Here is a 22,096-nt window from a genome sequence, read left to right as displayed (position 1 = left end):
GAATATTTGCCATAGATACTCCCTTATCATGACCGAAACCGTTGAATACGAAGCCATTGTTCCCGTTGATATGATGGGCGCGCGCCTGGACTTTGCCTGTGCCGAATTGTTTTCTGAATTTTCCCGATCCCGGCTGCAGGCCTGGATTAAAAGTGGCAATTTGACCGTCAATGGCGAGACCCGTAAGCCCCGGGACAAAATGTTGGGTGGAGAGCAGCTGCGCTTGCTGGCCGAGCAAGAGGAGCAGGGCGATTGGCAGGCCGAAAACATTCCTTTGGATATTGTCTACGAGGACGACGATATTCTGGTGATCAACAAACCGGCCAATCTGGTGGTGCATCCGGCGGCTGGCAATGCCAGCGGAACCCTGTTGAATGGCTTGCTGTTTCACTGCCCTGATCTGATCAATATTCCCCGTGCGGGCATCGTGCATCGACTGGACAAAGATACCACCGGCTTGATGGTGGTGGCCAAGAGTCTGCAGGCTCACGCCGATCTGGTGGCGCAACTGCAGGAGCGCAGTGTCAGTCGTGAATACGAGGCCGTGGTAACCGGTGTGATGACCGGTGGCGGCATGGTGGAAGCCAATATTGGGCGCCATCCGAAGCAGCGTCAGAAAATGGCTGTGCTTGATTTTGGTGGTAAGGAAGCCATTACTCACTATCGCGTAATCAAGCGTTACAAAAACCACACCCACATCCGTTTGAAGCTGGAAACAGGACGCACCCATCAGATTCGCGTGCACATGGCCCATATCGGTTATCCGCTGGTGGGTGATACCGCCTACGCCGGTCGCTTTAAAATCCCCAAAAATACCATTCCCGAATTACTTGATGGCTTGCGCAATTTCGGCCGACAGGCATTGCACGCCGAATGTCTGGGGTTGATCCACCCCATCAGCGGAGAGTACATGGAGTGGCAGCGCCCATTGCCTGAGGATATGCAGGCATTAATCGGCCTGCTGAATGACGATGCCAGAGCAGAGGATTGGTAATGGCAGATCATTATCTGATGCCAGACTGGCCGGCGCCAAACAACGTAAAGGCCTGCATTACCCTGAGAGGTGATGGTGCCAGCGCCAAACCCTATGACGGGTTTAATCTGGCCACCCATGTGGGTGACGAGGAGTCGGCGGTTACGCAAAACCGTGAGCAGTTGATGGCTGAACTGGGCTTAAAGTCTGTCCAGTGGCTGGAGCAGGTTCATGGCACCAAACTGGTGGAGGCGAAAACCGATGGCTTGGTGCGCACCGCCGATGGTGCCTACAGTTGCAACCGTGGCCACGTCTGTGCGGTGTTAACGGCAGATTGTCTGCCGGTATTGTTGTGCGATCGGCAGGGGTCTCAGGTGGCTGCGGTTCATGCTGGTTGGCGAGGACTGGCTGATGGCATCGTGGGGCGTGCCGTGAAAAGCTTTAAGGCGCCCCCCGAGGATGTTTTGGTTTATCTGGGGCCGGCAATTTCCCAGCCGAATTTTGAGGTGGGTATTGATGTTTTGGAAGCCTTTTATGGTGCTGCCATCAATGAGGTGCATTTGCAGGGCGTTACCCGGGCGTTTCAACCATCGAAACAGTCACCCATGAAATATCAGGCCGATATTTACGCTCTGGCCAGAGCCGAATTGAGTGCTTTGGGCGTTACCAGTATCTCCGGTGGAGATCAGTGCACCTTTGCGGATGCCGATCACTATTATTCATATCGTCGCGATGATATTACCGGGCGGATGGCGTCACTGATCTGGCTAAACTGACGTTGACGTATGTCAAAAGGTTGAATTCTGGTGACTAACGGCGCTTGAATTCCCGCTTTCTACCCCCAATTCTCATTCAATCGCAACAAATACCTGAGGTATGCAATGAGAATTGACCGCTTAACCAATCAATTGCAAATGGCGTTATCCGATGCCCAGTCACTGGCCATCGGGCGCGATCATACTCAACTGGAACCCGCTCATGTGCTCCAGGCCATGCTGGATCAGCAGGGTGGCGCGGTGCGCCCGTTGTTGTCACAGGCGGGGTTTGATGTCACCGGTTTGCGTAACGGACTCGCCATTGCGCTGGATGCTTTGCCTCGGGTACAGAACCCCACCGGTGATGTGCACATGTCGGCGGAAATGGGACGCTTGCTGAATCTGGCTGACAAACGAGCGCAGGATAATGGCGATGCCTATATTTCCAGTGAGTGTGTGCTACAAGCCGCGATGGCTGATGATTCAAGTGCTCTGGGTAAAATTCTCAAAGAATATGGCGATGCTGAAAAGCTGGATAAGGCCATCGCTAAGGTTCGCGGCGGCGAGTCTGTGGACGATCCGGACGCCGAGGGCAATCGTCAGGCGCTGGACAAATTCACCATAGATCTCACCGCTCGCGCCGAAGCCGGTAAGTTGGATCCGGTGATTGGTCGTGATGACGAGATTCGTCGCACCATTCAGGTATTGCAGCGCCGCACCAAAAACAATCCGGTGCTGATCGGTGAGCCCGGCGTCGGTAAAACCGCGATTGTAGAGGGACTGGCCCAGCGCATCGTCAATGGTGAAGTGCCGGAAGGGTTGAAAAACAAGCGGCTATTGTCACTGGATCTGGGCTCTTTGTTGGCCGGTGCCAAATTCCGCGGCGAGTTTGAGGAGCGATTGAAATCGGTCCTCAACGAGCTGGGTAAACAGGAAGGCCGCATCATTCTGTTTATTGACGAACTGCACACCATGGTTGGGGCTGGTAAGGCCGAAGGCGCCATGGATGCCGGCAATATGTTAAAACCTGCTCTGGCCCGTGGTGAGTTGCATTGCGTTGGTGCCACCACACTGGATGAATACCGTCAGTACATTGAAAAAGACGCAGCACTGGAGCGGCGTTTCCAAAAGGTGCTGGTTGATGAGCCCTCAGAAGAAGACACCATTGCCATTCTGCGCGGACTCAAGGAGCGCTATGAATTGCACCACGGTGTCGATATCACCGATTCGGCCATTATTGCCTCGGCCAAGCTGTCACAGCGCTATATCACCGATCGCCAGTTGCCGGATAAAGCCATTGATTTGATCGATGAGGCGGCCAGCCGCATCCGCATGGAAATTGATTCCAAGCCAGAGGAAATGGACCGCCTTGAACGCCGCCTGATTCAATTGAAAATAGAGCGCGAGGCAGTGAAAAAAGACGCCAGTGAAGCCGCCAAAAAACAATTGGCGAAGCTCGATCAGGATATTGAAGCGAGCGAACGCGCCTTTGCCGATCTCGATGAAGTCTGGCGTGCCGAGAAGGCGGCGCTGCACGGCTCGGTGGAAATCAAAGCCAATCTTGAACAGGCGCGACTGGATCTGGATGCGGCTCGCCGCGCCGGTGATCTGGGTCGCATGTCCGAGCTGCAGTACGGCATCATTCCCGAACTGGAGAAGCAACTGGATATGGCCAGCCAGGCCGAGATGATCGATATGCGGCTGTTGCGTAATAAGGTCACCGACGAAGAAATTGCCGAAGTGGTTTCCAAGTGGACTGGCATTCCGGTCAACAAAATGCTTGAAGGTGAGCGCGACAAATTGCTGCGCATGGAAGACGAACTGCACAAGCGGGTCATTGGTCAGGGGGAAGCTGTGGTGGCCGTGTCCAATGCTGTGCGCCGTTCCCGTGCGGGCTTGTCGGATCCCAATCGCCCCAATGGCTCGTTTTTGTTTTTGGGGCCCACCGGTGTGGGTAAAACCGAGCTGTGCAAGTCGCTGGCAGAATTTTTATTCGACAGTCAGGACGCCATGGTTCGCATCGATATGTCTGAGTTTATGGAAAAGCACTCCGTGGCTCGCCTGATTGGAGCCCCCCCCGGCTATGTGGGTTACGAAGAGGGGGGATATCTGACTGAGGCGGTGCGCCGCAAACCCTATTCCGTGCTGCTCCTCGATGAGGTGGAGAAGGCGCACCCGGATGTCTTCAATATTTTATTGCAGGTGCTGGAAGATGGTCGCCTGACCGACGGTCAGGGGCGCACCGTGGATTTCCGCAATACCGTGGTGGTCATGACGTCCAATCTCGGCTCTGATGCGATTCAGGATATTGCCAAAAACAAATCCTTCGATACCGTCAGTTTTGACGGTGAAAATGTGACCGATGTGCTGGATACCGAAAATCGTTACGACGCCATGAAAGAGGCGGTGATGAATGTGGTCGGTGGACATTTCCGGCCGGAATTTATTAACCGGATTGATGAAGTGGTGGTGTTCCACCCTCTAGGCCAGAGCCAGATTCGCGGTATTGCCAATATTCAACTGGATTTACTGCGTCAGCGGCTCAAAGAGCGCGAGCTGGATTTGCGCATGGCTGATGAAGTATTGGATAAGCTGGCCGCGGCAGGTTTTGATCCGGTGTATGGTGCGCGTCCGCTCAAACGGGCGATTCAGCAGTATCTGGAAAATCCGCTGGCGCAGGAAGTGTTGGCTGGAAAGTTTGCGCCGGGTGATGTGATTGAGACTTATATCGAGGGTGATTCGATTAAGACCCGGGTGGGGTGAAGTTGAATTAGGAGGTCGTTGGCAGAGCCGCTACCGGCATCCTGCCTCTCGCGGCATGCCGTACGTGTACATAAAAAAGGCGATGTCCCAGAGGGGCATCGCCTTTTCAGTAAGAACTTGCAGTGCTAATTAAGCAGCGGCAGTTTCTTTCTTGGCAGCAGCTTTTTTAGGAGCGGCTTTCTTGGCGGCTGGCTTCTTGGCAGCTGGTTTCTTGGCAGCTTTCTTGGTGCCTTTAACCTTTTCGATCTGCTCATTAACAGCCTTGCTTACCTTGTCAGTTTGCTCTTCGATTTTTTCGATCAGCTCAGAAACAAACTTGTCAGCTTTTTCGTTCAGCTCGCGAGCAGTGGAGTACAGCTTGGAAGCAGCGTCGTCGTGCTTGGTCTTAACAGACTCAACAGTCAGAGACTTGGCTTTTTCTTCCAGCTTCTCAACAGCTTCGAAAGACTTGCTGGCAGCAGACTGGTGTTGCTTCTCAGCAGCGTCGATGCCTTTAACGATGGTGGATTGAACTTTTTCCTGGAAAGATTTCAGTTTGCTCATTGTGAAAACCTCTGTTTCTAAAGTGAATAATTGGTTTAAAAGTCTCTCAACATCAGGCGTTATGCCAATGGAAACACCCTTTGTTAATTTGTGAGGTTCACTTTAGGGATAATTTTTAGAAAGTGCCTCCTAATTTACCCGTGGCGGTTGGCGAGCCAATCAAAGAAGGCCTGATTGGCTTGGGTGATGGTGTGATTCTTCAATTTTGCCAGTGCCAGATTGAGTTTTATTTGCGGCTTGAGAGGCACCCCATTGATCTCGGGCTCCTGGTCGGCGAGTTGTTTCAAAGCAATGGTTGAACCGATGCCCTGTTTGACACTGCGGATCAACAAAGGCAGGAAATTGGTCTGGAGGCGAACATCAAGCTCGATGTTCTGTGATCGACACATCTGATCGATGCGGTTACGGATAAAATAACCGGTTTCGTACAATGCCAGAGGTTCATCTTGCAGGTCTTTGATGTGCAGGGACGAGCATTGCGATAAGTGGCTGTCGGGCCGGACGCAAACCACCAGTTCTTCACTGATCAGAGGGACAATTTCCAGTGCGCTATGGTCGTAGGTGTCCTCCAGTGTGATCACGCCCAATTCAATTTTCCTGTCCAGAAGCTGCTGGCTGATTTCCCGGGTGCCGAGCTGGGATACTGCAGCTGTGAGTCCGGGGTAGGTCTGCAGAAATTCACTGAGCAAATCCGGAAGAAAATAAGTGGCCAGCATGGCCGGGCTGCTGATGCATAGTTGGCCTCGCAGCAGTTGTCCGGTGGCGGTCACAGAGGACTTGAGTGCGTTTACCTCCGCCAGAATGGTCTCTGCTCGCCGCAGGACTTCGCTGCCTTCACGGGTTATCTCAATGCCTCTTCCTATGCGGTTAAACAAGGGGGTTCCCAATTCATCCTCGAGTTTTTTAACTGCGATGCTGACTGCCGGCTGGGCAATATGGAGTTTTTCGGCGGCTTTGCGGAAGCTGTTGGCAACAGCCACTTCACGAAAAATACTGAGTTTACGTAAATCCATTATCGATAATCATATGGTTATTAATTCGATATATATTATATATTTTTTTAATGTATTTGTTGCGTTTATAGTGGGCCCATAGATTGGATTGGAGATAAACAGAATGACCAATGGCAAGAACTGGCAAAAATTGGATTGGCAGGACCCTTTTTTACTGGAACAGCAACTGACCGACGAGCAACGTATGGTGCGTGACAGCGCCCGTCAGTATGCGCAGGAAAAACTCGCCCCTCGGGTGCAGCAAGCCTATCGCAATGAGCAGACAGACCCCGCCGTTTTCCGGGAAATGGGTGAAATGGGACTGCTGGGCGCGACCATTCAGGGGTATGGCTGCCCGGGAGTTGATTACATCAGCTACGGTCTGATAGCCCGTGAGATCGAGCGGGTTGATTCCGGTTATCGCTCCATGATGAGTGTTCAGTCCTCGCTGGTGATGTATCCGATATATGCCTATGGCAATGAGGCGCAGCGTGAAAAATACCTGCCGAAGCTGGCTTCAGGCGAGTGGATTGGCTGTTTTGGTTTGACTGAACCAGATCACGGTTCCGATCCCGGTGGCATGGTGACCCGCGCCAGATCCGTAGACGGCGGTTACCGTCTGACCGGCAGTAAAATGTGGATATCCAACAGCCCCATTGCTGATGTGTTTGTGGTTTGGGCCAAAACCGATGACGACAAGATTCGGGGTTTTATTCTGGAAAAGGGCATGGAGGGGCTTTCGGCCCCCAAAATTGAAGGTAAGCTGGCGCTGCGTGCCTCCATCACCGGCGAGATTGTGCTCGATGAGGTGTTTGTCGGTGAGGATCAGTTGTTGCCTAATGTGCATGGTTTGAAAGGGCCGTTTGGGTGTTTGAATAATGCCCGCTTTGGTATTGCCTGGGGTGCGCTTGGTGCGGCTGAGAGCTGTTGGCATACCGCTCGTCAGTACACTCTGGATCGCAAACAGTTCGGTGTGCCGCTGGCATCCAAACAGTTGGTGCAACTGAAGTTGGCCGATATGCAGACCGAAATCAGCTTGGCCTTGCAGGGTTGTTTTCGTGCCGGTCAATTGATGGGCGAAGACAATATATCCCCGGATCTGATTTCCATGATCAAACGCAACTCCTGTGGCAAAGCTCTGCAGGTGGCGCGGACCGCTCGCGATATGCTGGGCGGGAATGGTATTTCCGATGAGTTTCCAATCATGCGCCACATGTCCAACCTTGAGGTGGTGAATACCTATGAGGGTACCCACGATATTCATGCGCTGATTCTTGGTCGGGCGCAAACGGATCTGGCGGCCTTCTGATATGGGTGCCTTATCCCACTTGAAGGTTCTGGATTTATCTCGGGTGCTTGCGGGCCCCTGGTCCAGTCAGATTCTGGCTGACCTCGGGGCCGAGGTGATCAAGGTGGAACACCCCGAGGGTGGCGATGACACCCGCAAGTGGGGACCTCCTTTTCTCGATGACGTCGAGGGCAATGCCACCTCTGAGTCCGCCTACTTTATCTGTACAAACCGCAATAAAAAGTCAGTATGTATTGATATGCGCACCGAACAGGGGCAGCAGCGTTTGCATCAACTGATCGCTGAAAGCGATATCCTGCTGGAAAATTTCAAAGTGGGGGGCTTGGCCAAATACGGTCTGGATTATGCCAGTCTGTCACAGCTGCACCCGCGTCTTATTTATTGTTCCATAACCGGGTTTGGTCAGACGGGTCCGTACAAAGATCGTCCCGGTTACGATTTTCTGGTGCAGGCCATGGGGGGGCTGATGAGCGTCACCGGTCTGCCTGATGGTGAGCCGGGGGCCGGGCCACAGAAGGTTGGCGTGGCTTTGACGGATATCATGACCGGGCTCTACGCCACCATTGGTATTCTGGCAGCGCTGGCCGATCGTGAGAGAACGGGGCAGGGTCAGCAGGTGGATCTGGCATTGCTGGATGTGACAGCTGCGACTCTGGCCAATCAGGCCAGTAACTATCTGGTTGGCAATCAGGTGCCCGGCCGGCTGGGTAATGCCCACCCCAATATTGTGCCCTACCAGAGTTTTGCCACAGCAGACGGGCACTGCATTATTGCCGTCGGCAACGATGGTCAGTTTCAACGGCTGCTGGAGGTGTTGGGGCTGGATCATCTTAAGAGTGATGTTCGGTTTACCACTAACCAGCTGCGGGTGCTGCATCGGGATGAATTGATTCCGCTGTTGCAGGAGGTACTGCTGAAACAGGGCAAGTGGCAGTGGCTGGCAGCTCTTGAACAGGCCAAGGTGCCGGCAGGCCCCATCAATACCATCGATGAGGTATTTGCTGATCCCCAGATTCAGGCTCGCGATATGGTGGTGGAGCTGCCTCATGAGAGTGGTGGTCAGGTGAAAATGGCCGGTAATCCCATCAAGCTTTCCAGAACGCCTGTTGAGTACAAGAATTCAGCGCCTCTGCTAGGGCAGCACTCCAGATAATAGTGGTCTGGGGGAGGTTGCTTCCGGGTGCTTGCGGTGACACACTGCGCCCACAATTAAGTACCCTGTTTTGGAGAGAAGTTATGTCAGGCCTGCTGCCCAATGTCGATCCCGATGGATTGCTGGAATATTCCGTTGTGTTTACCGATCGTTCCCTGAATCACATGTCACAGAAGTTTCAGGGTGTGATGAACGATATTTCGGCCACTCTGAAAGACGTTTATAACGCCGACAGTGTGACGGTGGTTCCCGGTGGTGGTACCTATGCCATGGAAGCCGTGGCCCGTCAGTTTGCCACGGATCAGAAATGCCTGATCATCCGCAATGGTTGGTTCAGCTTTCGCTGGACCCAGATTCTTGAAGCGGGTGCCATTGCCTCTGAGGCCATTGTAATGAAGGCTCAGCGTCAATCTGACGATCTGCAGGCACCTTTCGCCCCTGCGGCCATCGATGACGTTGTTGCTACCATCAAGTCTGAAAAACCGGCTATGGTGTTTGCCCCGCATGTGGAAACCGCCTCTGGCATGATGCTGTCCGATGATTACATCAAAGCCGTAGCCGAGGCTGTTCACTCTGTGGGCGGCCTGTTTGTGCTCGATTGCATTGCCTCCGGCACCATCTGGGTGGATATGAAATCACTGGGTGTGGACGTGCTGATCAGCGCGCCGCAAAAAGGTTGGAGCGCATCTCCTTGCAGTGGTCTGGTGATGATGACTGCCGCGGCCAATGCCCGTCTGGCTGAGACGACCAGCAGCAGTTTTGCCTGTGATCTGAAAAAATGGCGCCAGATTATGGAGGCCTACGAAAACGGTGGTCACGCCTATCATGCCACCATGCCCACCGATGCCTTGACCCAGTTTCGCGACACCATGCTGGAAACCAAAGAGTATGGTTTTGACAAGGTGCGCGCCGAGCAGCAGGAGCTGGGCGATCGGGTTCGGGCCCTGCTGAAGGCCCGTGGCATTCAGAGTGTCGCCGCTGAAGGTTTTGAGGCTCCGGGGGTGGTGGTAAGTTACACCCGCGATGCCGAGGTGCAAACCGGTAAGAAGTTTCTGTCTCTGGGGCTGCAGATTGCCGCAGGTGTGCCCTTGCAGTGCGATGAGCCTGAGGGTTTCCAGACTTTCCGTCTGGGGCTGTTTGGTCTCGACAAGCTGCACAATATCGACCGCACCGTTGCCAATCTGGAAGAGGCTCTTGATAAAGCGGGACTCTGAGTTCCGCAACCTCTGATATCTGTCAGTTCCGGCCCGATTCCTTACTTTTCGGTGCCGGGACTGTATCTTCTTCGGTATTTTGATATATTTGAGTAATCCATAACTCATAAAAAATACCCATCCATGCCCCTGCTCAAACTATGCTTATTGGTCATCTGGCTTGCGTCGCTGGCACCCTCTGCCCTTTCAGCGTCCGTGCTGAAGATGGATTGTTTTGCCGCGGATGATGGCAGCCCCTACTCACCATTGACATCTTTGCTGCGTGAATTGTTTGAGCCGTTTGATAAGGAGCTGGTCTGGCAGAGTGAGATGACCGTGCCCGGCACCAGTCAACAGTTGATTGACGGAGAGCTGGATGGCTCCTGCGGCCGACTCAAGGTCAGTAACCATCAAGAAATCTGGCCGGATATGGTGTTTCTGGATGTCCCGGTGGCGGCCGTTCATACCGCCATCTGGGTGCGGCGTGATACCGAGAGGCTGGATCCAAGGTCTGACAAAATCGGTTATCTGAAAAGTATGGAAGTGTTTCAGGATCAGGCGAGTGCCATGGGGTTTGCCAATGCTGTTGCTTTTGATCAACCGGGGGCACTGTTTGAGTCACTGCGGCAGGGTGAGTTAGATGGCATCTTTGGTGATGAGGGCTTGCTGGGTTTTGATCAGCATGTGGCTGGTATGCGCCATGAAGGGCTGTATGTCTATGAGCGCATCTCCAAGCTTCAGGCCTATCCGATGATTCACAAACGCTTTGCCCATCTGAAGTCGGCATTGGAGGCGCGCTTATCCATACTCACCCGGCGCTTTATGGACAATACGGTGGCCCTGCAAATGCCGGGACAGCTGCCTGCCCCTGGTGCTGAAACCATTGTCTTTGGTTGTCCACGCTATCCGGGGTCATTAATCAGTAATGCCTTCGAAGCGTTGCACAGTCAGGCTTTTGCTCGACTGGGTATGGCTTTTAAAATGGAATCCCTGCCTTTTTTACGGGTAGAGCAGGGGTTGGCTGATGGCCGTTTCGGAGGCTCCTGTGGTCGCCCGGTTTCTCTGGATAGCGCTTTGGGTGTTCCGCTGGTGCCGGTGGATTATCTGTTGGCGAGAATTTCGATTCAGTTGTGGGGCGCCCGTCAGCAGCTGAGGCAGGAATCCCTGTTTGAGCTCCCAGAGGGCAGTCGTGTTGCTGCCGTCAGAGGCATCTCACTGGGGCCGGTCGACTTGCGGCGCTATTTTCAGGATCGTGGTGTAAACCTGATCGAGCGTGGTGATGTACGTCAGGTTGTGGAAATGATCTCCAAGGGTGAAGTGGATTATGTACTGGGTTATCAGACGCCGTTTATGGATGCCATGAATACCGTCAAGGTGAAGCGGGATCTCTATCTGATTGCCTCCGGCCCGAAAGAGAAAATTATCCCGTTTTTGTCGGAGCAATACGCGCACTTGCGTGATGATTATGCTCAGGCCCTGTTGGGGGTGGGGGTCAACTTTGATCAGGTGGTACTGGAACTGTCCAATCGCTCTCTGGTGTATTACTACCCCGACTACGAATAACAATAACACTGCCGAATAACGTTAATTAATCTGTTAATACTATGCGAACACTCAAACACCTCTGGTGTGCGGCCACTCTGTTGCTGACCTGTAATCAGGTTGGTGCCGCCACTGTTAATGACAGCCTCAAAGTGGTTGAAACAACCAACCGCTCGGCCATTGCCTCTCAGAAAAAGGTAGACAAGCTGGCTCTGGAAACCCAGCGGATGCTGGAAGAATATCAACGCATCCTGCGCAATACCGAATATCAGGATGCCTACAATGCTCAGTTGCAGCAGTTGAAACAAAATCAGGCGATGGAAATCGATGCCCTGAAACAGCAACTCAATGATATTAATGTCACTCAGATGCGTATTGTGCCTTTGATGTTCAGCATGGTCGATGCGCTGGAAAAGTTTGTGGTTCTGGATTTGCCCTTTCAGCAGGCCGATCGCATCAGTGCCGTGGTTCAGTTAAAACAGCAGTTGCGCAACCCCAGTCTGTCCGTGCCGAATAAATATCGCATGCTGTTGGAAGCCTTTCAGGTAGAAAGTGACTATGGTCGCACTCTGGACGCCTATCAGGGGCGACTGAGTGAAGGTGAGGTGGAGCGCTCTGTAAACTTTTTAAGAGTGGGTCGCATCGCGCTCTACTATCAGACGCTCGACGGACAGGAGAGTGGTTTGTGGCATGTTGAAAATGATCAATGGCAAGTGTTACCCGAGACCATGAATCACGCCATCAAACAGGCCATGCGTGTGGCCAGAAACCAGTTGTCGCCGCAGTTGATGAACTTGCCTGTGATCAAGCAGCAGGAGGGAGAATCATGAAGCGCAGTATGCCATGGTTAATTGTTTGTCTGCTCTCATGGTCCGGGCTGGTATTGGCCTCTGAGCAGCCGGCAACCGGTGTGGATTACGATGGCCGGCAAATTACCAATCTCGATGAGCTGTTGAATGCTGTGCGCGAAACCCGGCGTCAGGAAAAGCAGCTGCAGCAGCGGCGTGAGAGAGAATTCCTTAATGCCCGAAACCGGCAGAAGGCTCTGCTGGAGCAGGCCAAGAGGGACTTTCGCATTGCCCAGAAAGACAATAACCCGCTGCAAAAAATCACCGAGCTGAATGCCGCGGAAATCAAGAAGCTGAAACAGCAACTGGAGACGCGCAAACAGGAAATGGGCGATGTCTACAGTATCTTCAATGAGTTTTCCGGTGATCTGGCGACGGTTCTGAATGGCTCAATGACGGCGGTGGAATTTCCCGATCGCAGTGAGCAGTTGCAGCAACTGGCCAACCGCGAGCGCCTGGCCAGCATTACCGATATGGAAAACCTGTGGTTGTTGTTGCAGGAAGATATGACGGCCACGGCCAAGATCAAACCATTGACTGTGCCGGTAGTGGCCACCGATGGCATGACCGAGATGGCGGCAGTGACTCGTGCGGGGGCTTTTACCGCATTCAGTAACGGTCGCTTTTTGCGCTATATCCCTGAAGTGGGTGAGTTGTTGGCGCTGGAGCGTCAGCCAGCCGGTCGCTTTCAGGCGGCGATTGCCGATTATGAAGAGGCAGCCGCGGGCGAGCTGACCCGGATTACGGTGGATCCCTCCGGGGGCAGTTTGTTGGGTTTGTTGTCCTACACCCCCGATTTGCGCGAGCGCATTGAGCAAGGCGGTCTGGTGGGGATGATTATCCTTGGCCTGGGTGCTCTGGGTGTTGCCATCACTCTTTGGCGCCTCGGTTATCTGAGCTGGGTCTACAACAAGATTCGTCGCCAGCAGCGCAACATTCATCAGCCCTCGGATAACAACCCGTTAGGGCGCGTTATTTTGCAGGCTCAGCAACACAGCGAGGGCGCACTGCAGCAGTCCGACAAAGGCGAAGCCCTGCAATATACCCTTGATGAAGCCGTGCTGGTGGAGGTGCCGAGTCTGGAGCGAGGCCACAACTTTATTAAGCTGCTGGCAGCCATTTCGCCGTTGCTGGGACTGCTGGGCACTGTGACGGGAATGATCCTGACCTTTCAGGCCATCAGCTTGTTTGGCAGTGGCGATCCCAAATTAATGGCCAGCGGTATTTCCCAGGCGTTGGTGACTACCGTGCTGGGGCTGGTGGTGGCTATTCCCTTATTGTTTGGTCACAGTCTGGTGTCCTCTCTGTCGCGCAATATGATTCAGCGCCTTGATGAGCAGTCGGCGGGTCTGATGGCTGAGCATATGGGCGCCGATGACAATATCCTGCCCAGGTAATCGAGATGAAGGTATTGCAGGATTTACAGTGGCTGATGGATCAGGGCGGTGACGTTCTCTGGGCGTTGTTTGCCACCTGCCTGATGCTGTGGTTTTTGATTCTTGAGCGATTCTGGTTTGTGCAGCTGACTTTTCCCAAGCGTCTGCAACGAGCGGTGAGTCAGTGGCATGAGCGCACGGCTAACCGCAATGACCAGCACAATCACTGGCTCGATCGCAGTGGACGCCAGTTGACCATATCCGAGTGCAAGCTGCAGTTGCAGAGTAATCTGGCGATGATCAAAACCTTGATTGTGCTCTGCCCGCTGTTGGGTTTGTTGGGCACGGTCACGGGTATGGTGAGCGTGTTTGAAGTGATTGCAGTGGTGGGGACCAGTGACGCTCAGGCCATGGCTCAGGGGGTCTACCGAGCCACAATTCCGACCATGGCGGGATTGGTGGTGTCGCTGTCCGGGTTGTATTTCTCCTCTCGCTTGCAGCATCAGGCGGATGCACAGGTCAGTCTCGCCACCGACCATTTAATGAATTCCTGATTGGGGTCGTTTTGCGTAATGAGTCTACGTCGACATAACAAAAACAGTGACGAAGCCGAGCTGGATATGACGCCGATGCTCGATATCGTCTTTATCATGCTGATCTTCTTTATTGTCACCACCTCGTTTGTCAAAGAGGCGGGTATTACGGTGAATACCCCGAAATCCCAGACGGCTTCGAAACAGGAAAGTGCCAATATTTTTATCGCCATCACCCGCGATGGCGAGGTGTGGATCGATAAGCGCCCGGTGGATGTCAGGGCCGTGCGCTCGGTGGTGGCCCGTCTGCATGCGGAAAACCCCGGCGGCTCGGTGGTGATCCAGTCCGACAGTGATTCCGCAACCCGCACACTGGTGGCGGTGATGGATCAGGTGCGCATGGCCGGTATTGAGAAAATTGCCATTGCGGCCGACGAGGCCGGCTGATGCGTCTGTTGTTACTGCCGGTGGCGCTCGCCATCACCGTGGGCATTTTTCTGTTTATGCAGCGCCTGATCAATGTGGATGGTTCGGATCTGGATCAGGTCGAGATCGCGGCGGCGGTGACCCTGTATAAACCGCCACCGCCAGAAGATCCGGAGCCGGAAGATGAGCCGGAACCAGAAGCTGCAGAAGATGAGCCGCAAATGGAATCCTTGACGGCGGCGGTAGAGAGTCCGCAGCCATTGCAGGATAGTCAGGCCCCCCCTCTGGATGTCGGTCTGGGCAATATCGATATCGGTCCTGTAGGCGATGGCTGGAGTGCGCCTGCCGTGGCGGGTTCCGGTCTGGAAGGATTGGGGCAGGATAACAGCGGTTATGTTGAGGTGGTGCCCTATACAACGCGAAAACCCGTAGTGCCAGAGCTGGCCTGGAAGAATAAGGTCAATGGCTGGGTATTGGTGGTATTTAACGTGGATACCCGCGGTGCAACCAAAAACATCCGAATACTCGATGCCAATCCCAGAGGCATTTTTGAAGAGGCGGTCCTGGAGGCCGTTTCGACATGGCGTTACTCCGTGAAGGGTATCAGTGGGTACCGGGGCGATATGGTGTTGACTCAGAAAATCGAGCTCAACTGGAAGGATTACAGACCGGAGAAGGGCCTGTGGTGAGGCGAATTGGGTTGGCTCTGGCAGTTGCCTTTACGGCAGTGATTGTGACACCTGCATCCGCAGAGTATCGCAGTAAGGTGTATCTCGATCCAGGCAAGAAAATTGATGAAAGCGTATCGCTGTCGATCGAGCAGTTGGAGCAGCAACTTGGCAGTTTTGATGATGCCTATGCCCGCTCCAGTGCCGGTCGCCATCTGGCTCGCCACTATCTGAATAACAAACAATACGATAAGGCCGTCGAGTTTTATCGCAAAGCCCTTGCCGATCAAGGTCTGTCGGAGATTGCCAATCGGGAGATGCAGCGTGAGCTGGCCTCGGTTTATTTACTGAAGCAGGATTACCCCAAGGCTCTGGCGTTGTTGCAGGATATCAGGGCCCAGTTGCCCGAGCCCGATGACGGATTGCTGTTGCTGATAGGGCAGGCGCAGTTCAAAAGCGGTGATTATCTGGCTCTGGCCGATACGCTGGACGATTTGATGGATCGTCTTCAAACTTTGTCTGACCCACAGCTGAAACAAATGCTGGCGATGAGCTGGGGCAGTCGCAATTATCAACAGAGCGAAACCCTTCTCAAGACCATGATTGATCGCGCGCCGGAGGATATGACCCTGTGGCGTCAACTGACGTCCATTTATCTGACTCAGAACAAACAGAAAGCGGCGCTGGACCGGTTGGCTCTGGCCCGTGAAAAGCGTCTGGATTTTTCCGAGCAGGACATCAAGTTACTGGCCAACCTTTATATGTCCACCAAGGCGGCCGAAAAGGGTGCCAGGGTATTGTCCGAGGCCATTGGCAGCGGCGAGCTGGAGGCCAACGCCGAGCATTACAAGCAGTCATTCGAATACTGGCTGATGGCCCGTGAACAGGCCAAGGCAACCACGGCCTTGAAGCAGGCCGCCAGTCTCAGTGGTGAGATGGAGTTGTATTTGAAGCTGGCACAGCTGTATATGGAGCGGGAAAAGTGGGCGCAAATGAATCAGACTATTTTGCAGGCCTGCCGTGATACCGTGGCAGACAAGTACGTGGGTCGCGCCAATTTGTATCTGGGTATCAGTCAGCTCAAATTGAACGATAGAGCTGGCGCGCGCCGCTCCCTGATCAATGCCACCCTGATGGGTTCCCAGTGGCAGAAGGCCAATCAGTGGCTGCAATTTATGCAGGCTGAACCGGCCAGTGCCAAAGAGATGCGCTCCATTAAAGGCCCCTGCCAGCCCCTCGATCCGGACATTCGCATTGTTGAAGATGCTCTGATTGCCAGCGTCGACCAGGCCAGCGTCGACCAGGCCGGTGGCGGGGCGCAAAACACTGAGTCTGAGGCATCCGCCGGAGACGGGGCCAGTGAGCTCAATATCAAGGTGGTGGAACAACAGCGTTTCTATTTCACCACGGCCAAACTGCAACGCGACACGATGCAGCAGCAGCTGCGACGTTTGATGGTGCCGCTGGGAGTTCGTTTGGTCCGCAGCGGTGGTTCGATTGATGGGCCGCTGCACATCTTTTTCAAGGGTGACGAAATCATGCAGGGTGAGTCCCTGAGTCTGAGTGCCGGTTTTCCCATCAAGGGTGCGCCACCCTCCAAAGGGCGTTACAAGAGCAAAATATTGAAGGCCTTTAAGTGCGCCTCATTGCAATACAGCGGTCCTGCCGATGGCCTGCGTGCGGCCTGGGAGCAGCTGGCCCGCGATGCGCTGGTGGCAGGTTATGAATTGAGTGGCCAGAGCCGGCAAATTCTGGAGCGGTCAGATAACGGTGATGAGATCAGTGCGGAGTTGCAGCTTGGGGTTCTTTAAAAATACGGTCATTGCGAGGAGCGTAGCGACGTGGCAATCCCTTTGCGGTGATACGTGATCTTAGAGATTGCCGCGTCGCTGTGCTCCTCGCAATGACGAGAGGTTATTTGAGTTGCCCTAAAAGCACCTGCAGCGGATGTGGCAGCTGTACCTGATCCTCACGCTTCACCTGACTGCGACACGAGTAACCGGTTGCCATCAGTTTGCCGTTGTTTTCCGGCTGCTTGATGATCTCACCCCAGGACTGACGGTAAATGGCCTTGGAGGTCGCTACGTTTTTGGCTTCGTGGCCGTAGGTTCCCGACATGCCGCAGCAGCCAGTCGCCTCCAGTGAGTAAGCCTGGCCCAGACCGGTAAAGATGGTTTGCCAGTCTGCCATGGAGGCTGCGGCATTGGTTTTCTCGGTGCAGTGGGCCAGCATTTTGTACTCGCCTGTCTTGAAGTCATTGCGGTGTGTCGCCAGTGCATCGGTCTGTTGTGCCAGCCACTCCTGAATCAGGGCGACTTTAGGCGCCTGTTCACCCATGACTTTCTGGTATTCGCTGCGATAGGCCAATGTCATTGATGGTTCCAGACCAATCAGGGGAATGCCCGTATCGGACAAGCTGTTCAGGAACTCGGCGGTTTTGCTGGCCGTGTTTTTGAACTGCTTTAAAAAGCCGTGCACGTGCAGGGGTTTTCCATTGGCTTTAAAGGGTGACAGCATGGGGTTGAAGCCCAGTTTCTTCAGCAGCTGCAGGGTGTCGAGTACCACCTGAGTATCAAAGTAACTGGTGAAGGCGTCCTGTACCAGAACCACACTCCGGGCTTTGTCTTTATCTGACAGGGTCAGAATGTTTTCGATGGTGGCATAGCGTACCCCGAGGCCAGCTATGGCCTTGTCGAGATCCACGCCTGACAGCAGGGGGCTGTCGACCATGCCTGCGGTGCGAGCCATAAGGCTCTGCATGAATTTGGGCTTGATCAGAGCGTTATAAAGCCAGGCCATGCGGGTCAGGACCGGGATCATATACTCCAGTCCGCCAATAAAATAATCTTTCAGTGGGCGCAGGTAGCGGCCGTAATAGATTTCCAGAAACTTGCTGCGAAACTCCGGCACGTCCACTTTGATTGGGCACTGACCGACACAGGATTTGCAGGCTAGACAGGCGCTCATGGAGTCCATCACTTCGTTGGAGAAGTCGTAGTCGCCTCGGCTGCGACCCCAGGTGTTTTTAATGCGGGCTGGCAGCGACACAAAAAAGTTTTGCTGACGCTGGTTCTGGCTTTCGGCTACGGGATCTATGCCACGTTCGCTCAGTTGTTTGAGCCATTCGCGGATCAACGATGCGCGCCCTTTGGGGGAGTGAATACGCTGGCGCGTGCCTTTCCAGGATGGGCACATGGCGTCATTGGGGTTCCAGTTGAAGCAGGCGCCGTTGCCATTGCAGTACATGCCTTCGCTGTAACCCTCCCACACGTGAACCGGAATGATGCGGTCCTGCTGGCCACGGGTCGGTGCCTCGTCGATTTTGGTGAGTTCGATGCTGGCTTTAGGGGTGGCGATTTTACCCGGATTCAATTGGTTGCGAGGATCGCAAGTGGCTTTGATGCGTTGCAGTTGCGGGTAGAGATCACCGAAAAACTCCGGAGCATACTCAGAGCGCAGGCCTTTGCCGTGCTCTCCCCAGAGCAGTCCGTGATATTTCTTGGTCAATGCGGTGACGCCATCGGAAATTTCGCGGATCATCTTTTCCTGTTCCGGATCTTTCATGTCGATGGCCGGGCGCACATGGAGTACGCCGGCGTCTACATGACCGAACATGCCATAAGCCAACTGATGGCTGTCGAGCAGGGCGCGGAACTCCAGAATAAAGTCGGCCAGATGCTCAGGTGGCACGGCAGTGTCTTCCACAAATGGAATGGGGCGGGCTTCACCCTGAGCGTTGCCCAACAGGCCCACGGCCTTTTTGCGCATACCCCAGATTTTGTTGACCGCACCAGAGCCCATGGCAATGGAATAGCCGATGCTTGCGCCCTGACCGTTGGCGGCATCCAGTTGTTCGGTCAAACGGGCCATATTCTGTTTCAGGGTGGTTTCATCGTCGGCGGTAAACTCCACCAGATTGATGCCCTGAATGTTACTCTCGCCGTCGGCTGCAAAAAACTCCGATACGGTGTGCCAGACGATGTCGTTCATGGCCAGGTTGAGCACTTTGGAATCAATGGTTTCAATCGACGTGGGGCCGGCTTTCATTAACTCGGTGGCATCGCGCAAGGCGGAATTGAAATCCGCGTATTGCACATTGACCAGTGCTGAGCACTTGGGGATAGGGAGCAGGTTAAGCTTGGCTTCGGCGATAAAGCCAAGGGTGCCTTCAGCGCCACAGAGAACGCTGTTGAGATCAAACCGGTCGTCCTCGGTGCGGATATGGGCGAGATCGTAGCCTGTCAGGCAGCGGTTCAGTTTCGGGAATTTGTCGGCAATGGCCTGATGGTGCTCCTGCTGAATGTCGTTAACCACGCGATGCAGTTCGCCAACCCGATCCTGACGACTGGCGACCGACTGGTATTCCTCATTGTTGAGCGGTGTTGAGGTCCATTGGCTGCCGTCGAGAAACACCGTGGTCAGTGAGAGCACATGATCGCGGGTTTTGCCATACAGGCATGAGCCCTGTCCCGATGCGTCGGTATTGATCATGCCGCCGATGGTGGCGCGATTGCTCGTGGATAATTCCGGAGCAAAGAACAGACCGTGAGGTTTCAAGGCGGCATTCAGCTGATCTTTGACTACACCGCACTGAACCCTGACCCAGCGCTCTTCCGTGTTGATCTCCAGAATATTGTTCATGTGTCTGGAGGTGTCGACAATCAGGCCATCGGTTAGCGACTGGCCGTTGGTGCCAGTGCCGCCACCGCGGGGGCTCAGGACAATATCGCGAAAGCCCTTGGTGTTGCTTAACTCGGTGATGCGGATCAGGTCGTCGATATTGCGCGGATAGATGACCCCCTGTGGCAGCACCTGATAAATGGAGTTGTCGGTCGCCAGAACGGTGCGATTGGCGTAGTCCGGGTTCAGGTCGCCTTCAAAACCACAGGATTTGAGGGTGTTGATAAAAGCCAGGTATTGAGCCTGAACCGGGGAGGTCTCTTGGATGCTGGGGATCATGGGCGTCGCTGTGTGTCTTCAATATCGGGTGGCATTTTACCGCGGAGCCCGGACCTGTGGCTAGGCGGTAAAGTGTAAATTGGTGTTCTATAGTAAATACAAGCCAGAGCAGGGATAAGCCATGACTTATACAGAGAATCGCAGGCGTTGCGAGCGCATACCTTACCCGGAATCCGGTGTGACCACGGTCATTGTTGGTGCCAGTACGGATAATTATTCTGCACAGGATATCCAGGTGGTGGATTTCAGTCGGTCAGGGTTGGGAATACAGTCTGGCAATCGCTTTGCCGTGGGCGATACCCTGCAATTGGATATGTCACTGTCAGGCGGGCCGCCACTGCACCTCAATGCCGTGATCTGTAATCGCCGACAGGGCAAGAATAGCTACCGCTATGGCGCCTTTTTTGAGTATGAGGTGTTGCCCACGACCCGGGAATCCGGTGATGTGTTGGAGCAGGTGGAGATGGATCTGAGTGAGATGCGCAGCGGTCGCTGAGTTATTCCTCGTCACCAAAAATCCCAAACAGAGCATCCTTTTCATCTGCGCTGACATTGGCCGTCGGTTGCATATCTTGACGCACCCCTGCTTTAACCTGATTGCGCCCGCCATGCTTGGCTTCATAGAGGAGGCTGTCTACCCGGGCGACAAATTCTTCCCGGGTTTCATGGTGTGTGTGGGTGTAGATGTCGATCCCCATACTGGCCGTTAACTGAATACTCTGGGCGCCCGCTTCGGTTTCAAATTCCAGTGGGGTGTCGGCGATCAAGGCTCGCAGCCGCTCCGCAACCTGAGTGCCCGTGAGAAGGTCGGTAGAGGGCAGAATGACAATAAACTCTTCACCGCCGTAGCGGCAGGGAATGTCCAGTTTGCGAATGGCAGTTTTCAGTAGCTTGGCGGTCTGCACTAATGCCAGGTTGCCTACCTCGTGCCCCCAGTTGTCGTTGACCTTTTTAAAGAAATCCAGATCCACCAGAATCATGGCGGTGGGCTGACCGGTGCGCTGGGTGCGCTCCATTTCTTTGTCTATGATCTGACAGAATTGGCGGTAGTTGCCCAGTTGGGTCAGTGAATCGGTTTGCAGTTGTTCGTTGAGTGCCTCAATGGTTTCCCGGCTGTTGATCAGCTCATCAATAATGTTGCACTGGTTTTCGCCCACCGGGCAGGTCGGGGCGGTTTGAGGGGTATCGCTTGGCACTCTGACTCCTTGGTTGTGGTTTTTAGTAGCGGCCACATTTGTCCTTATTTTAGGTAATTTTTCGGCGATAGAAAGAGCGGCTGTTGTTACAATTCAGGACAAACAGACTTTTTACCAGCGTGAATCAGGAAACGGTTATGGATTTGGAAGCGGTTCGTCGGGAGTATCTGGCGGGTGGATTGCGGCGCAATGATTTGAACGATGACCCGATGGAGCAGTTTGAGTTGTGGTTAAAGCAGTCCATTGATGCGGGTTTAAAAGACCCCACGGCGATGACGCTGGCAACTGTGGCGAGCAATGGCCAGCCAAGTCAGCGGATTGTGTTACTGAAAAATCTCGATCAGCGGGGGTTTGTTTTCTATACCAACTACCACAGTCGCAAGGCCGATGAGATTGAGGGTAATCCTTTGGTCAGTCTGCACTTTCCATGGCATATGCTGGAGCGTCAGGTAAAAGTGTGTGGTCGGGTGGAAAAGGTCTCCCAGACCGAGTCGTTGAAATATTTCTTGTCGCGCCCCAAGGAAAGTCAGTTGGCCGCCTGGGCTTCCGAGCAGAGCCGGCCGGTGTCGTCCCGGCAATTATTGATGCAGCAATTCGGTGTCATGAAAGATAAATTCAGCAAGGGTGAGGTGCCGCTGCCCAGTTTCTGGGGTGGCTACCGGGTAGTGCCTGAAGAAATTGAATTCTGGCAAGGGGGCGAGAGCCGTTTGCACGATCGCTTTTCTTACTCGCGCGATGGTGATAATTGGGATATTCAGCGATTAGCCCCGTAACCCCTCAGTCCCTGTCATCCCGAGCGCAGCGAGGGATCTCTAAGGAGGCTCTCTTGCCGGAAAGAGATTTCTCCGCAATGCGTCGAAATGACAT

At 54.0% G+C, this 22,096-nt stretch carries 19 protein-coding genes; 15 read left to right on the top strand and 4 right to left on the bottom strand.

Annotated features, from left to right (window positions below; genetic code table 11):
* The first annotated feature begins 28 nt into the window (after nucleotides 1-28).
* From rluD to clpB, 3 genes are all read left to right on the top strand, one after another.
* On the top strand, nucleotides 29-994 hold the full coding sequence (gene rluD, locus ACPXV9_RS12830; RefSeq protein ID WP_423897743.1) for a 23S rRNA pseudouridine(1911/1915/1917) synthase RluD: 966 nt from the start codon (nucleotides 29-31) through the stop codon (nucleotides 992-994).
* On the top strand, nucleotides 994-1,749 hold the full coding sequence (gene pgeF, locus ACPXV9_RS12825) for a peptidoglycan editing factor PgeF (protein WP_423897741.1): 756 nt from the start codon (nucleotides 994-996) through the stop codon (nucleotides 1,747-1,749). Before rluD ends, pgeF begins: the two co-directional genes overlap by 1 nt.
* A 105-nt stretch (nucleotides 1,750-1,854) precedes the next feature.
* Nucleotides 1,855-4,491 carry an ATP-dependent chaperone ClpB gene (gene clpB, locus ACPXV9_RS12820; RefSeq protein ID WP_423897740.1) on the top strand — a complete coding sequence of 879 codons (2,637 nt, stop codon included), beginning with the start codon at nucleotides 1,855-1,857 and terminating at the stop codon, nucleotides 4,489-4,491.
* Nucleotides 4,492-4,620: 129 nt separating this feature from the next.
* Here clpB and ACPXV9_RS12815 read toward each other — a convergent pair whose 3' ends face one another.
* Both ACPXV9_RS12815 and ACPXV9_RS12810 read right to left on the bottom strand, forming a co-directional pair.
* Complete coding sequence (locus ACPXV9_RS12815; RefSeq protein ID WP_423897738.1) at nucleotides 4,621-5,034, bottom strand: hypothetical protein; 414 nt, start codon at nucleotides 5,032-5,034, stop codon at nucleotides 4,621-4,623.
* A 134-nt stretch (nucleotides 5,035-5,168) separates the two neighbouring features.
* Nucleotides 5,169-6,047 (bottom strand): LysR family transcriptional regulator, encoded by an 879-nt coding sequence (locus tag ACPXV9_RS12810; protein WP_423897736.1) that lies wholly within the window; start codon nucleotides 6,045-6,047, stop codon nucleotides 5,169-5,171.
* Nucleotides 6,048-6,150: 103 nt separating this feature from the next.
* Here ACPXV9_RS12810 and ACPXV9_RS12805 point away from each other — a divergent pair, with 103 nt between their 5' ends.
* The 10 genes from ACPXV9_RS12805 to ACPXV9_RS12760 all read left to right on the top strand — a co-directional run bounded on the left by ACPXV9_RS12805 (nucleotide 6,151) and on the right by ACPXV9_RS12760 (nucleotide 16,885).
* Nucleotides 6,151-7,335, top strand: a complete 1,185-nt coding sequence (locus ACPXV9_RS12805; RefSeq protein ID WP_423897733.1) for an acyl-CoA dehydrogenase — start codon at nucleotides 6,151-6,153, stop codon at nucleotides 7,333-7,335.
* Between the two features lies 1 nt (nucleotide 7,336).
* Nucleotides 7,337-8,488, top strand: coding sequence for a CaiB/BaiF CoA transferase family protein (locus tag ACPXV9_RS12800; RefSeq protein WP_423897730.1), 1,152 nt, complete (start codon nucleotides 7,337-7,339; stop codon nucleotides 8,486-8,488).
* Nucleotides 8,489-8,571: 83 nt separating this feature from the next.
* A complete protein-coding gene (locus ACPXV9_RS12795) occupies nucleotides 8,572-9,702 on the top strand; it encodes an aminotransferase class V-fold PLP-dependent enzyme (protein WP_423897727.1) in 1,131 nt (376 codons plus the stop codon).
* 123 nt (nucleotides 9,703-9,825) lie between these two features.
* Nucleotides 9,826-11,244 carry a hypothetical protein gene (locus ACPXV9_RS12790; RefSeq protein ID WP_423897725.1) on the top strand — a complete coding sequence of 473 codons (1,419 nt, stop codon included), beginning with the start codon at nucleotides 9,826-9,828 and terminating at the stop codon, nucleotides 11,242-11,244.
* Between the two features lie 41 nt (nucleotides 11,245-11,285).
* Complete coding sequence (locus ACPXV9_RS12785) at nucleotides 11,286-12,053, top strand: DUF3450 domain-containing protein (RefSeq protein ID WP_423897722.1); 768 nt, start codon at nucleotides 11,286-11,288, stop codon at nucleotides 12,051-12,053.
* Nucleotides 12,050-13,468: a MotA/TolQ/ExbB proton channel family protein gene (locus ACPXV9_RS12780; RefSeq protein WP_423897721.1), complete on the top strand. Its 1,419-nt coding sequence runs from the start codon at nucleotides 12,050-12,052 to the stop codon at nucleotides 13,466-13,468. The genes ACPXV9_RS12785 and ACPXV9_RS12780 overlap by 4 nt, the downstream gene beginning before the upstream one ends.
* A gap of 5 nt (nucleotides 13,469-13,473) precedes the next feature.
* Nucleotides 13,474-14,001 carry a MotA/TolQ/ExbB proton channel family protein gene (locus ACPXV9_RS12775; RefSeq protein ID WP_423897719.1) on the top strand — a complete coding sequence of 176 codons (528 nt, stop codon included), beginning with the start codon at nucleotides 13,474-13,476 and terminating at the stop codon, nucleotides 13,999-14,001.
* An 18-nt stretch (nucleotides 14,002-14,019) separates the two neighbouring features.
* On the top strand, nucleotides 14,020-14,427 hold the full coding sequence (locus ACPXV9_RS12770; protein WP_423897717.1) for an ExbD/TolR family protein: 408 nt from the start codon (nucleotides 14,020-14,022) through the stop codon (nucleotides 14,425-14,427).
* Complete coding sequence (locus ACPXV9_RS12765; protein WP_423897714.1) at nucleotides 14,427-15,095, top strand: energy transducer TonB; 669 nt, start codon at nucleotides 14,427-14,429, stop codon at nucleotides 15,093-15,095. Before ACPXV9_RS12770 ends, ACPXV9_RS12765 begins: the two co-directional genes overlap by 1 nt.
* A complete protein-coding gene (locus ACPXV9_RS12760) occupies nucleotides 15,089-16,885 on the top strand; it encodes a hypothetical protein (RefSeq protein ID WP_423897712.1) in 1,797 nt (598 codons plus the stop codon). Before ACPXV9_RS12765 ends, ACPXV9_RS12760 begins: the two co-directional genes overlap by 7 nt.
* 103 nt (nucleotides 16,886-16,988) lie before the next feature.
* Here ACPXV9_RS12760 and ydiJ read toward each other — a convergent pair whose 3' ends face one another.
* Entirely contained in the window at nucleotides 16,989-20,033 is a 3,045-nt protein-coding gene (ydiJ, locus tag ACPXV9_RS12755; protein WP_423897709.1) for a D-2-hydroxyglutarate dehydrogenase YdiJ, read from the bottom strand.
* Nucleotides 20,034-20,154: 121 nt separating this feature from the next.
* Here ydiJ and ACPXV9_RS12750 point away from each other — a divergent pair, with 121 nt between their 5' ends.
* Complete coding sequence (locus ACPXV9_RS12750) at nucleotides 20,155-20,529, top strand: PilZ domain-containing protein (RefSeq protein ID WP_423897706.1); 375 nt, start codon at nucleotides 20,155-20,157, stop codon at nucleotides 20,527-20,529.
* A 1-nt stretch (nucleotide 20,530) separates the two neighbouring features.
* On the opposite strand, the gene ACPXV9_RS12745 is transcribed toward ACPXV9_RS12750, so the two are convergent.
* On the bottom strand, nucleotides 20,531-21,229 hold the full coding sequence (locus tag ACPXV9_RS12745; protein WP_423897704.1) for a GGDEF domain-containing protein: 699 nt from the start codon (nucleotides 21,227-21,229) through the stop codon (nucleotides 20,531-20,533).
* Nucleotides 21,230-21,366: 137 nt separating this feature from the next.
* Between ACPXV9_RS12745 and pdxH the strand changes: the two genes are divergently transcribed.
* Complete coding sequence (gene pdxH, locus ACPXV9_RS12740) at nucleotides 21,367-22,002, top strand: pyridoxamine 5'-phosphate oxidase (protein ID WP_423897702.1); 636 nt, start codon at nucleotides 21,367-21,369, stop codon at nucleotides 22,000-22,002.
* The last annotated feature ends 94 nt before the right edge of the window (nucleotides 22,003-22,096 follow it).

This window comes from Candidatus Pelagadaptatus aseana (genome assembly GCF_040362265.1).
Classification (GTDB): domain Bacteria; phylum Pseudomonadota; class Gammaproteobacteria; order Pseudomonadales; family Cellvibrionaceae; genus Pelagadaptatus; species Pelagadaptatus aseana.
Note: the sequence above shows the minus strand (reverse complement) of the source record. Positions and strands in the feature narration are given on the sequence as shown.